6 protein-coding genes are annotated in these 13,066 nt (G+C 63.1%); 4 read left to right on the top strand and 2 right to left on the bottom strand.

Annotation, left to right across the window (positions count from 1 at the left end; genetic code table 11):
- Positions 1–2: 2 nt before the first annotated feature.
- Complete coding sequence (locus OKA05_RS14430; protein WP_264487867.1) at positions 3–2,864, bottom strand: aconitate hydratase; 2,862 nt, start codon at positions 2,862–2,864, stop codon at positions 3–5.
- Between the two features lie 130 nt (positions 2,865–2,994).
- Complete coding sequence (locus OKA05_RS14435) at positions 2,995–5,769, bottom strand: bifunctional aconitate hydratase 2/2-methylisocitrate dehydratase (RefSeq protein ID WP_264487868.1); 2,775 nt, start codon at positions 5,767–5,769, stop codon at positions 2,995–2,997.
- A gap of 269 nt (positions 5,770–6,038) precedes the next feature.
- Here OKA05_RS14435 and OKA05_RS14440 point away from each other — a divergent pair, with 269 nt between their 5' ends.
- The 4 genes from OKA05_RS14440 (at position 6,039) to OKA05_RS14455 (ending at position 13,025) form a co-directional block, all read left to right on the top strand.
- A complete protein-coding gene (locus OKA05_RS14440) occupies positions 6,039–6,401 on the top strand; it encodes a putative quinol monooxygenase (protein WP_264487869.1) in 363 nt (120 codons plus the stop codon).
- 363 nt (positions 6,402–6,764) lie between these two features.
- Positions 6,765–11,462, top strand: coding sequence for a ThuA domain-containing protein (locus OKA05_RS14445; RefSeq protein WP_264487870.1), 4,698 nt, complete (start codon positions 6,765–6,767; stop codon positions 11,460–11,462).
- Between the two features lie 115 nt (positions 11,463–11,577).
- The gene (locus OKA05_RS14450; protein WP_264487871.1) at positions 11,578–12,576 is read left to right on the top strand and encodes a M28 family metallopeptidase; all 999 of its coding nucleotides are present in this window, start codon (positions 11,578–11,580) and stop codon (positions 12,574–12,576) included.
- Between the two features lie 65 nt (positions 12,577–12,641).
- A complete protein-coding gene (locus OKA05_RS14455) occupies positions 12,642–13,025 on the top strand; it encodes a hypothetical protein (RefSeq protein WP_264487872.1) in 384 nt (127 codons plus the stop codon).
- Positions 13,026–13,066 lie beyond the last annotated feature (41 nt).

Raw genomic sequence — 13,066 nt, forward strand, 5'->3', positions numbered from 1 at the left:
CCTTACGCCAGAATCTGATCCAGCACGTAGGGCAAGATACCTCCCGCAAGGTAGTAGTCCACCTCCGCCGGGGTATCGAGGCGGACCTTCAGCGAAAACTCCACGCGCGAGTGGTCGGGCAGGTGGCAGACGAGCAGGGCGTCCTGCATCGGCTTCAGCTCGCCGGAGATGCCAGTGATGTCGAAGCGCGCGCCGGTGAGGCCCTTCACGCGGTCGTAGTCATCCGCATGGATGAAGTTCAGCGGCAGCACTCCCATGCCGATCAGGTTGCTGCGGTGGATGCGCTCGAAGGACTTGGTGATGACAGCGGAGACACCGAGCAGGCGAGTGCCCTTGGCGGCCCAGTCGCGGCTACTACCCATGCCGTAGTCCTCGCCACCGATGATGATGAGCTTGGTGCCATCGGCCTGATAGGCCATCGAGGCATCGTAGATGAAGGTCGGCTTGGCACCTTCCACGGCCTCGATCGCTTGGTCGGGCGCGGAGACTTCCGCATCGCCGAAGTACTGCGTGTAGCCACCTTCAACGCCCGGGCACATCAGGTTCTTGATGCGGACGTTGGCGAAGGTGCCGCGTGTCATCACGCGGTCATTGCCGCGGCGCGCGCCGTAGGAGTTGAACTCGGCCTTCTCGACACCGTTCTCGATGAGGTACTTGCCGGCCGGCGAGGTCGCCTTGATCGATCCCGCGGGCGAGATGTGGTCGGTGGTGACGGAGTCGCCGAAGATGCCGAGCGGGCGGGCATTGAGGATGTCGCCGACGACCGTTGCGCCGCCATCGAAAAAGGGCGGGCTCTGGATGTAGGTGGACTTCTCATCCCACGAGTAGGTCGCGCCGGTGCTGCCGGAAATCTCGCCCCACTTCGGGTTCGCCGAGTCGAGGTCGCCGTAGAGCTTCTGATAGACGGCGGGCTTGAGCGCGGTGGCGAGTTGGTCTTTCACCTCCTGGTGGGTCGGCCAGAGGTCCTTGAGAAAGACAGGATTGCCATCCTTGTCATTGCCAAGCGGCTCGGTGGTCAGGTCGAGGTCGACGCGGCCGGCAAGGGCGTAGGCGACCACCAGCGGCGGGCTCATCAGGAAGTTCGCCTTGATCGAGCCGTGGACGCGGGCCTCGAAGTTGCGGTTGCCGGAGAGCACCGAGGCGCAGACGAGGCTACCCTCGGAAATCGCGCCTTCGATCGACGGGTGCAGCGGGCCGGAGTTGCCGATGCAGGTGGTGCAGCCGTAGCCGACAGTCTGGAAGCCGAGCTGGTCCAGCTCCTTCTGCAGGCCGGTTGCCTCGAAGTAATCGGTAACCACGCGTGAGCCGGGAGCCAGTGAGGTCTTCACGTACGGCGCGACGGTCAGGCCGAGCGCATTCGCCTTCTTCGCCACCAAGCCCGCGGCGATCATCACGCTCGGGTTGCTGGTGTTCGTGCAGGAAGTGATAGCGGCGATCAGGATCGAGCCGTGGCCGAGTTCGAGATCCACCGGGCCACCTTCGAAAAGATCGGGATCGACGACGACGTCAGGCGTCGGTCGATTGGAAACCATCTCGACTTCGTTGCGCGGGCGACCTTCGAAGGGCTTGTGGTTGCCATCGGTGGCGAGCAACGAATCGACCGAAACACCGGCCTTCTCCCGCATGCTCAGCTTCACGCGGATCTCGCGCTGGGCGGCATCCAGGCCGAAGCCACCGGCGGACACCGGCGCGCTGAAGAGCGTGTCGAAGGTCTCGCGCAGCGCGGTCACATCGATGCGGTCTTGCGGGCGCTTCGGCCCGGCGACGGACGGAACGATGGTGGAGAGATCCAGCTCGAGCTGGTCGGTGTATTCACACTCGCCCTTATCGGGGATGCCGAACAGGCCCTGCGCCTTGTAATAGTTCTCCACCGTGGTGCAGAGTTCCTCAGAGCGGCCTGTGCCGCGCATGTAGGCGATGGTCTCCTCATCGACCGGGAAGAAGCCCATGGTCGCGCCGTATTCGGGAGCCATGTTCGCGATGGTGGCGCGGTCGGGCAGGCTGAGTGCCTTCGCGCCGGGGCCGAAGAATTCGACGAACTTGCCCACCACCCCGTGCTTCCGCAGCATCTGGGTGATGCGCAGCGTCATGTCGGTGGCGGTCACACCTTCCTTCAGCTCGCCGGTGAGGTATACGCCGACCACTTCCGGAACCAGAAAAGTCACCGGCTGGCCGAGCATCCCGGCCTCCGCCTCGATGCCGCCCACACCCCAACCCACAACGCCGAGGCCGTTGATCATCGTTGTGTGCGAGTCAGTTCCAACAAGCGTGTCTGGATAATAGACGCCGTCCTTCGAAAGCACGCCCTTGGCGAGGTACTCAAGGTTCACCTGGTGGACGATGCCGATGCCCGGAGGCACTACCGAGAAGGTCTCGAAAGCCTGCTGGCCCCACTTGAGGAACTCATAGCGCTCGCGGTTGCGGATGAATTCGATCGCCATGTTGCGGTCCAGCGAGAGCTGCGAGCCGGCGAAATCGACCTGCACCGAGTGGTCCACCACGAGGTCCACGGGCACCAGCGGCTCGATCTTTTCCGGAGCCGCGCCGCGCTTCACCGCGGCATCGCGCATGGCCGCCACGTCCACCAGCAGCGGCACGCCGGTAAAGTCCTGCAGCACGATCCGGGCGACCGTGAAAGGGATCTCATACTCGCCGGGTGCCTTCGCGTTGTAGTTGGCGAGGTTCGCCACGTCCTTTTCGGACACCTTGCGGCCGTCCACACAGCGCAGCACGGACTCCAGCACGATCCGGATGGACACCGGCAGCTTGGGGAGATTCGGGAAGCCTTGTTCGGCCAGTGCGGGCAGGGAGAAAAATTTGCCGTCGGCACCGGTGCCGGTCTTGAACGTGCGGAGAGTGTCCATGGGAAGCTTCTATACAACAGTGGCATGAAACTTCCAGAGGCATCCCGCAGTACCTGTCGAGAACTCCCGGGCTTTTCCGAGCCCGGGAGCCGATGTCGTGGGGCGGGCTCAAGACCCGCGGTCCGCTGCGTTAGGAAGCAGCCACCAGCTCACTCACCGGTGGGGCGAAGGTGGTGAGGTCGATGCCTTCGACGGCGGTCTTGTATTCGTTCAAGCTCGGAGTCCGGCCGAGGATGGCGGAGAGGACGACGACGGGGGTGGACGACAGCAGGGACTCGCCCTTTTTCCGCTCGGTGTCTTCCACGACGCGGCCTTGGAAAAGGCGGGTCGAGGTGGCCATGACCGTGTCGCCTTTTTCGGCCTTTTCCTGGTTGCCCATGCAGAGGTTGCAGCCCGGGCGCTCGAGATACATCATGTTCTGATACTCGGTGCGGGCGGCGGTTTTGGGCACGTTGTCGTCGAACTCAAAGCCGGAGTACTTCTGAAGGATGTCCCAGTCGCCTTCGGCCTTGAGCTCGTCGATGATGTTATAAGTTGGCGCGGCGACCACAAGCGGCGCGTTGAACTCCACCTTGCCTTGGCTCTGCTCGAGGTTCCTGAGGATCTTGGCGACGATTTTAAAGTCGCCCTTGTGAACCATGCAGGAGCCGACGAAACCAAGGTCAACTGCCTTACTACCTTCGTAGTAGGAGAGGCCGCGGATGACGTCGTGGGTGTAGCGCTTGGAGACGTCCTCGTTGTTGACGTCGGGGTCGGCGATCATCGGCTCGTCGATGATGTCGAGGTCCACGACCATCTCGGCATGATACTTGGCAGTGGCATCGGGAGCGAGGGGCGGCTTTTCCCCGGAGCGGATTTCAGCGATGCGTTTGTCGGCTTTGTCGATCAGGCCCTGGAGGACTTGGCTTTCGTTGTCCATGCCCTTGTCGATCATGATCTGGATGCGGTTCTTCGCAGTTTCCAAGGATTCGATGAGGGTTTCGGGCTGTGAAATGCAGATGGACGCCTTGGCCTTCATCTCGGCGGTCCAGTCGGTGAAGGTGAACGCCTGGTCGGCGGGAAGGGTGCCGATGTGGACCTCGATGACGCGGCCTTGAAAAACGTTCTCGCCGAATTTCTTCAGCATCTGCGCCTGGGTGGCGTGGACCACGTCGCGGAAATCCATGTAGGCCTTGAGCGTGCCCTTGAAGGTCACCTTGACGGACTGGGGAATCGGCATGGTCGCTTCGCCGGTGGCGAGAGCGAGGGCGACCGTGCCGGAGTCCGCGCCAAAGGCGACGCCCTTGGACATGCGGGTGTGGGAGTCGCCGCCGATGATGATGTCCCAGTCGTCCACGGTGAGGTCATTGAGGACCTTGTGGATGACGTCGGTCATCGCGTGATAGCCGTCTTTTGGGTCGCGGGCGGTGATGAGCCCGAAGCCCTGCATGAAGGACATCAGCCTCGGGATATTGGCCTGGGCCTTCTTGTCCCACACGGACGCGGTGTGGCAGCCGGATTGGTAGGCGGCATCGACCGTGGGCGAGATGACGGTGGCGGCCATGGCCTCCAGCTCCTGCGAGGTCATCAGGCCGGTGGTGTCCTGCGAGCCGACGATGTTGACCTTCACACGGACGTCGGAACCGGCGTGCAAGGTCAGGCCGGGAGTGGTGCCGACGGCATTGCGGTTGAAGATCTTTTCTACGGCGGTGAGGCCCTGTCCCTGATGGGAAACTTCCTTTGCGGGAGCGAAGACCGCGGGTGCTTCAATTCCCAGCGTTTCGGCCGCGAAGGTCTGGAGTTTCTTGCCGAAGACGATGGCGTAGGAGCCGCCCGCCTTGATGAACTCGAGTTTCTGCGGGGTGAACGCGGAGGCAATGTCGGCCAACACCTTGCCGTTGCCGTAGAGCTTCTTCTCCTTGGTGTTGATCGTGAGGACGGTTCCGGTTTCGACCGAGTAAGCCTGCTCCAGAACGGGATCTCCGTTGTCGTTGGTCACGACCTTGCCTTCGGCGTCGGTTTTCTTGACCCAGTTCTTGAGATCGATGCCGATGCCGCCGGTGACGCTGACGGTGGTGAGGAAGATCGGCGAAATGCCGTTGGTGCCCGCGACGATCGGGAAGATATTCACGAAAGGCACGTAGGGGCTGGCCTGCCTGCCGGTCCAGAGCGCGACGTTGTTGACGCCAGACATGCGGGAGGAACCCACGCCCATGGTGCCCTTTTCCGCGATGAGCATGACGCTCTTGTCGGGGTGAAGCTTCTGCAGGGCCTTGATGGCTTCCTGAGCCTCGACGGTGATCAGGCACTTGCCGTGCAGCTCGCGGTCGGAGCGGGAGTGCGCCTGATTGCCAGGGGAAAGAAGGTCGGTCGAGATGTCTCCCTCGGCCGCGATGTAGGTGACGACTTGGACTTCCTCCAGGACGTCCGGGAGCTTGGTGAAGAACTCGGCGGCGGCGTAGCTTTCGAGGATGTCTTTCGCGACCGGGTTGCCGGCCTCGTAGGCGGCTTTGAGGCGCGCGGTATCGGCGTCGTAGAGATAGACTTGGGTCTTGAGAACCTCGGCGGCTTGCGGGGCGATATCCGCATCTTCGCCGAGCGCGAGATTGAGAAGGGTATGGATGGATGCCCCGCCCTTCATGTGGGAGAGCAGCTCGAAGGCGAAGGCGGGGGAGATTTCCGCCACAACCGATTTACCGAGAATGACTTCCTCCAGGAATCGGGCCTTCTCACCCGCCGCGCTGGTCGTGCCGGGGAGGGTGTTATAAATCAGGAAATCGAGGGACTGCTTCCGATGCTCGTGGGAGGGGTCTTTGATCTGCGCGATGATTTCGGCCAGAAGTTCGGCCCCATCGATGGGTTTGGGATGCAAACCTGCGGCTTTGCGTTCCTCAATTTCCGCCAAGTAGTCCTGATAAAGATGCATTTTCTTAAATCGATCGATGGGAATTCACGGGGAGATGAAGCGGCGCCAGTGCCAAATCGCTGATAGCTAGGAACAAAGGCTCACGGCGAAGGCATTCCTCCCCTTCGCCGCGCGGAGGTTAGGAGCCAGTGTGAAAAAGTCAAAAGGCTCTTCAAACAGAGGATCGCATGCCCCTAACCGCCTTGGAGAGAAACCCGGTAAATGACCTCTCTCCACCCGCCGCTAACGGGCTTGCGGCGACAGGATATTTCGCGAGAGTGCCAGCCGCCATGAGCCTTCCTCAGAACCTCGTTACCATTCACCCCTATTTCAAACTCCACCCCGGCAAACAGGAGGAATCGGAGGCGATCATGGCCGACTTCATCGCGAAGACCCGCACCGAGTCGGCGCGTCTCTTTTACGAATTCACCGTCAATGGCGACGAGGTCTTCTGCCGCGAAGGCTATGTCGGCGGGGAGGGCGTGCTGGCCCACTTGGAAAACGTCGGCGAAGTCCTCGGCCGGATGCTGACCATTTCCGACCTCCTCCGCCTCGAATTCCACGGCCCGGCCGAGGAAATCGACAAGCTCCGCGGGCCGCTCGGCCACCTGAATCCGGCGTGGTTCGTCCTCAAGGCCGGGATCGAGCGGTGAAAAAATTCAGACCACACACCAGCGGCGAGGCGTTCCAGATCATAAAGGCCACAAGCATTCTGTGATCGCTCTTGTGAGCGGAGCGCTCGCTATGTTGGCGACGGATTCCCGAGGCGAAGTCCCACGGCTTCCGGCCACACCCATTGCAGCGGTACCTGAGCGAACAATTTTTCTAAAGCCCCTAGCCGGGCCCGCTTCTTGATTGCCGACCCCTGCTAACATTTTGGCAGACAGATTGTTCGAATATCCGTAATTTAAAGGCCTCGCCGCGCCCGCGAAGGCGTGATTAGATCGCTTTTCCAAAAAACTCCATCGTGCTCCGGCCCCCGCCGGAAACACACCCGGACCCCCCACCGGATTGCCATGGTTTCCCCCCGAATCCTTTTCAGCGCCCTCTTGTTGCTCGTTAGCACGGCTTTCGCCGAGCGTCCGAAAGTTTTGCTCATCGAAGGCGCGAGCAATCACGACTGGCAGAACCGCAAGGACATCCTGACCGCGATCCTGTCGCGCGACGGATCCTTCGACGTCGATGTCAGCATCACGCCCGGCGCAGCGAGCGATCCCGGCTGGGCGACGTGGTCCCCGTCGTTTGCGAATTACGACGTAGTGATCTCCGGCTACAGCAACAGCGCCGGTGGCGAACCGCGCTGGCCAGCGGCGGTCGAAACGGCCTTCGCCAACTACGTCAACACCGGCGGTGGCTTCGTAGCCTTCCACGAGGCCTGCCAGGCATTCCCCGATTGGCCGGCCTACAATGAGATGCTCGGCCTGCGCTGGAACAACGCGGACGTCGGCAAGACCATCCTGATCAGCGCGAGCGAGCAGCTCCAGATTCACAACCCCAACCTGCCCGGTCCCTACGCCTTCACCAATCACGGCGCGAACGTGAACGTGCAGGTGAAGCGCCTCGGCAACCACCCGATCCACGCCGGCCTGCCGACTTCATGGATGGCCGCGAACATGGAAATCTGGCGCTACACTCGTGGCCCGGCCAATAACCTGACCGTTCTCTCCTATGCCAAGGACCCGGAGTCGCTCTTCCAGTTCCCCGTCGAGTGGACGACGAACTACGGCACCGGCCGCGTCTATGCTTCGAGCTATGGCCACATCTTCCCCGGCGACGTGGAACCCGCCGGCATGCGTTGCGCCGCCTTCCAGGATACGCTGTGCCGTGCGGTGAAATGGTGCGCCGGCATCAATCCACCGGCCACCACCCCGTCGGACTTTCCGAGTCCCACCGCAATCTCGCTGCGCGCCCACGCCACCGGTGTCAGCGGCTTCGGCGGACCGAAGGCGGTCACGCCCTTCGTGAATGGCGTGCTGCCGACACTCTCCGTGGTGCCCACCGGCGTGCAGGTGACCAAGGCATTCCCCACGCTGAATTGGGAGTCGCCCATCGAGGCAAAGCCGTGGCCCGGCCAACCCGGCCAGCTCATGGTGGTGGAAATGGACGGCCGCGTTTTCAAGCTGACCGATAGCGACGCGACCACCACCGCCACCCCGGTGCTGAACATCACCGACCGGGTCTGGTACATCAACTGGGACGTCGGCGCGCCGACCCACAAGCACGGCGGTGTCTTCTCCACCGCCTTCCACCCGCAGTTCGGCCAAGGCGTGAACAAGGACTTCCTCTACGTCTACTACGTCCACCACCCGGCCAATGACTCGCCGGACGCGCTGGTGGACGGCAACAATCCATTCTACAACCGCCTCGCCCGCTTCACTTGGAATGGCACGGCTTTCACGCCCGCCAGCGAGCAGATCCTGCTGAATCTCCATGACATCGCGAAGGGCCACGAAGGCGGAGGCATGTGCTTCGGGCCGGATGGTTTTCTCTACCTCGCCTTCGGCGACGGCGGCGATGAGAGCAACAGCGCCATCGAGGACACCCAGAAGCTCAATGAGCGCGCTCGCTCCGGCGTCTTCCGCATGGATGTGGACATGCAAGGCGGGGCCATCAGCCGGCCGATCCGCCGCCAGCCCGCGGGCCTCGGCTCCTACAGCCAGAACTACTACGTTCCTAAAAGCAACCCGTGGGCCGAGCCGCACGAGGGCGCGACCGCCGCGGTGCTCGAGGAATTCTACGCCATCGGCCTCCGCGAACCGCACCGCATGAGCCACGACCCCGCGTCCGGCTTCTGGATCGGCGACGTCGGCGCGAACACCTGGGAAGAGGTCGACCTGATGGACGCCCCCGGCCTGAACTTCCAGTGGATCTACAAGGAAGGCACGGGCAACGGCTACACCACCATGCCGAATCCACTGATCGGCATCGATCGCGCACCCATCCACGACTACAACCACGGCATCGGCAACTGCATCATCGGTGGCCATGTCTATCGCGGCGCGGCGATGCCATTCCTCCAGGGCAAGTATCTCTTCGCCGACAATGGCACGCAGAACGTCTACGCACTGGAGTTCGACCCGGTGACGAAGGCCAAGACCGGCGTCCAACCGATCGCCACCGGTCGCGCTGGTGGTATCTGGGAAGGCGTCAGCTCCTTTGGCATCGATTCGAATGGCGAGCCGCTCTTGCTCCAGCTCGGTGCCGGTGTGAATGGCGCCGCACAGATATCCCGCATCAAGCCCGCTGGACCGCCCGGTGGTGGCACCTGGCAGTATCCGCCGCTGCTTTCGCAGACCGGCGTCTTCACCAATCTGTCCGCTCTGACACCCGCGGCGTTCATGATCCCCTTCGACGTGAACATGCCGCTGTGGAGCGCCGGCATGCACAAGAAGCGCTGGGTCATCTTGCCGAACGATGGCGTGGCCAATACCGCGGCCGAGCGCATCACCTACAGTGCGACCGGCAATTGGCAGTTCCCCGTCGGCACCGTTTTCGTGAAGCATTTCGCGCGGCCCGATACGGATGCGCCGCTTGAGACGCGCCTGCTCGTCCACGGCACCGATGGCTGGGGCGGCGTCACCTACAAGTGGCGCGCGAACAGCACCGAGGCGGACTTGTTAGAAGCAGGCATGGAGGAAACGCTGACCGTGGATGGCCAGACCTTCGAATACCTCTACCCGTCGCGCGCCCAGTGCAACATGTGCCACACCGCCGCCGCCGGCCCGGTGCTCGGCTTCCGCACCCGCCAGCTCAATCGCAGCCTGGCCTACCCTGGCGGCGGCACGGCGAACCAGATTGAATCCCTCAGTGTCGCCGGCTTCATCAATCCCGCACTCACGGTCGCGGATCTCACCAACGTCCTCACCTCGTCGTCCCACGACAGCCCCACCGTGACGGATGAGGCGTGGGTGCGCTCGTATCTCGATAGCAATTGCTCCCACTGCCACCAGCCCGGCGGTAGCTCGCGTGCATTCTGGGATGCCCGCCTCACCACCCCGTTGCCGAATCAGGGCATCCTCTGCGGACCCGTCATCGATGGCCTCGGCGCGCCAGCCCCGGCCGTCGTGAAAGCCGGCAGCATCGAGAACTCGATCATGCTGCTGCGCATGAACACCATCGAGCCACACATCTCCATGCCTCCGCTGGCCAAGGGCATCGTCGATGATGAAGCCGTCGCCCGCGTGGCCGACTGGATCCTCGGCATGGACGCCGATTCCTGCACCAAGAGCGGAAGCTTCTACGCTGGCGGCGAAATCGGCATCCCCGGCCCCACCCCGCCGAATGCGCACGGCCCGGACCTGTGGCACTCGAACCTCGTCATCAACGAGAACGCGACCTACACGAATAACACCAGCTCCACGATCTCCGTCGCGCTCGATCGCTTCCACTTCAATGCCGGCCGCATTGGCGATCCGGTCACGCCCTTCGTGGTGAAAGTGATCGGCAACAACAACTTCACCGTGGTCGCAATCGGCACCACCCGCACGAACTACGTGCTGGGTAGTAATAACGTGGCCTTCTCCGACGGCCAGACGGTGGTGCCACTGGCTGCCGGCGAAAAGCTCGCGATCGGCTTCATCGATGCCCAGGCGGACGGCTCCGGCGGCACGCTCGCCGGTATCGTCGACTGGGAAGAGGGCGGCGCGGAAATCTGGTACAGCGGCGGCGAGACGGACGCGGATGCCGGCTCCGTGACCCTCGGCCAAGCTCCCGACCCTGGCACAGAGCTCTACACCACGCTGAACCGGAACTACCAGTTCTCCATCAGCTACCTGCTCTCCGCGTATGAAATCGGCCACGGCGCGCAGGCGGCCAACGGCTTCGCGGTCGACGGCGCGAACTCGAATTTCGTGATCAACGAGACCGATACCTTCATCAACAACTCCGGCGCACCGATGACGGTGAGCGTGGATCGCTTCCGCTTCCACGCCTCTCGGGTCGGCGATCCGGTCACGCCCTTCCTGGTGCGGGTCAATGCGAACGACAACTTCACTGTGGTCGCCATCGGCACCACCCGTACCGGCTACAGTCTCGGCGTGAATGACGTGGCCTTCTCCAGTGCACCGGCGAATGTCACCATCGGCGCGGGCGAGAAGATCGCAGCCGGCTTCGTGGATGCCAATGCCGATGGCACCGGCGGCACCGGCCCGGGAGTCATCTCCTACGAGTACTTCGGCACCGATCAGATCTTCTACAGCTACGACGTGACCAATGTCGCTAGCAGCATCTCGCTCGGCCAGGCCCCCGTGTTGAAGGGCTATCCGGTCACGAACCTCACGCGGAATTACTACTACTCCGTCTCGCTCGGCTTCGGCGGCAAGGCGGACGAAGATGGCGACGGCCTTCCCGACAAGTGGGAGCTCGCCTATTCGTCCACCCTCACCAGCCTTTCCGGCACCGCGGATACCGACAAGGACGGCATGACCGACGCCGAAGAGCATGAGGCCGGCACGAACCCGACCAACGCGGCGAGCGTGTTGATGGCGCTCACTGTGAAGCCCGGTGCCGGCGGCACAACCGCCATCGCCACCGTCAGGACTGTCCCCGGCCGCTTCTATCAACTGAAGGTCTCGACCAATCTCCAGACGTGGACCACCGCCGGCACTTGGAAAGCCGCGAGCTGGCCGGCGACCACCACCGGCTTTGTGATCCCACAGAGCCTGTTGCCGCCAGAGTCCGCCGAGCGGCTATTCTTGAAAGTGTCGCCCGACTAGTCCCCCGCTGGGAACGCGGGCCGCTGGCCCGCAGAATGGTCCCTTGAGCGCTCAGCCGGAAAAGGTCCAAACGGAGAATTCGAGCTGTGCCCGCGCTTCCAGCACCGCACCTTCCATGACCTTTCCCGACATCTCCCGCGTGACCGCCGCGCTGAAAGCCGACGTCTACCAACTATGCCGCACCGAGGGCCGCATGGTCGGCACGGATGGCCACGCGGTGGCCGAGCGCTTCGTCGCGCGGCGCTTGGAGGAGATCGGGCTGTTGCCCTACCGCGGCACCAGCTTCGCCTTGCCGTATGAATGGGAAGGCATCGCCTTCACCAACTTCGCCGGCGTGGTGCCGGGACGGGATCGCTCGCTGGCCCCGCTGCTCATCGGAGCCCACTACGACAGCGCCATCCCCGCTCCGAGCGCGGACGACAACGGAGCCGCGGTGGCGATCTGCCTGGCGCTCGGCGAGCTCGCGGTGAAGCACGGCGGCTTCGAGCGCGACCTGATCGTCGCGATCTTCGACGCCGAGGAACCGCCGTATTTCCAGGGCCCGCCCATGGGCAGCATCCGCTTCGCCGAAGACGAGCTCGACGACCGCGGCGTCCACTTCGCGATGATCTACGATCTGGTGGGGCACGATGTGCCGATGGCGCTCTTCAAGGACCTGCTTTTCGCGACCGGCGCGGAGAGCCACCCGGAACTCCCCGGGCTGTTAAATGGGATCACGCTGCCAAAGAAGCTCCGGCTGATCGCCACGCTGAACCGCTACGTCGGCGACATGAGCGATCACGGGGTCTTCCGGAAAAGCGGCATCCCCTACCTCTTCTTCTCCTGCGGCCGCTGGGAGCACTATCACCAGCCGACCGACACTCCGGACCGCCTGAATTACGCCAAGATGGCCCGCATCACGCAGTTGTCCTTCGAGGTTCTGCTGCGTGCCGATGAAGGGAAGCTCAAGCCCTCCGCGGGAGCCGCGGACACGGTCGCTTTCGAAGCCGGGACCTTCCGCCGTTCGGCCGGCCGGTTTTTCCCGCTACTTTGCCGCTGGGCCGGGGTAAAAGACTTGGACCGCCGCGAGGCCATCGACGCCTTGGCCTCGAAGCTCCTCTCGACCGGACTGTAATTACATCGTACGTCGGGAAAGTCGTGACGAGCACGACTGGATCGATACGCTGCCCCGGTCTCCCCATGGAATTGGACATCTATTTCACCCCGCTCGAGCCCCCGATCTACGAACTGCTGGCGTGGGATATGAGTTTGATCATTCCCTGCCTGGAGGTGATTCGTCGCGAGTTGCCGAAGCTGGCGGCAGACCTGATCCCGAAAGGCTCCCAACTCGCCATTTTCGCGATGGCCCGCACGAAATTCCCCGGTGGCAGTTATCCGGTGCTCGGCGTCGTCCAATTCAGCGAGGACTACGATGCCCCCTATCTGGCAATCGAGGCCCGGATCCGCACGTGGTGCCGCGAGACCGGAAAGGATGCGTTGATCAAGCTGGCGGCGGGCGTCGAGGCACCGACCTGGGCAGAGCTCAAGGAAATGGCCTGCTATCCCTTGCCGACCGCCGGTTGAGTTGACCGGGAGTTGACGCGGCCCGGAACAACTCGTCCCCT

This window comes from Luteolibacter arcticus, from assembly GCF_025950235.1.
Taxonomy (GTDB): Bacteria; Verrucomicrobiota; Verrucomicrobiia; order Verrucomicrobiales; family Akkermansiaceae; genus Haloferula; species Haloferula arctica.

What these genes read in the sequence shown, in the direction of transcription:
- OKA05_RS14430 (WP_264487867.1), bottom strand. Translation starts at nt 2,864, where the DNA reads ATGGACACTCTCCGCACGTTCAAGACCGGCACCGGTGCCGACGGCAAA.
- OKA05_RS14435 (WP_264487868.1), bottom strand. Translation starts at nt 5,769, where the DNA reads ATGCATCTTTATCAGGACTACTTGGCGGAAATTGAGGAACGCAAAGCC.
- OKA05_RS14440 (WP_264487869.1), top strand. Translation starts at nt 6,039, where the DNA reads ATGAGCCTTCCTCAGAACCTCGTTACCATTCACCCCTATTTCAAACTC.
- OKA05_RS14445 (WP_264487870.1), top strand. Translation starts at nt 6,765, where the DNA reads ATGGTTTCCCCCCGAATCCTTTTCAGCGCCCTCTTGTTGCTCGTTAGC.
- OKA05_RS14450 (WP_264487871.1), top strand. Translation starts at nt 11,578, where the DNA reads ATGACCTTTCCCGACATCTCCCGCGTGACCGCCGCGCTGAAAGCCGAC.
- OKA05_RS14455 (WP_264487872.1), top strand. Translation starts at nt 12,642, where the DNA reads ATGGAATTGGACATCTATTTCACCCCGCTCGAGCCCCCGATCTACGAA.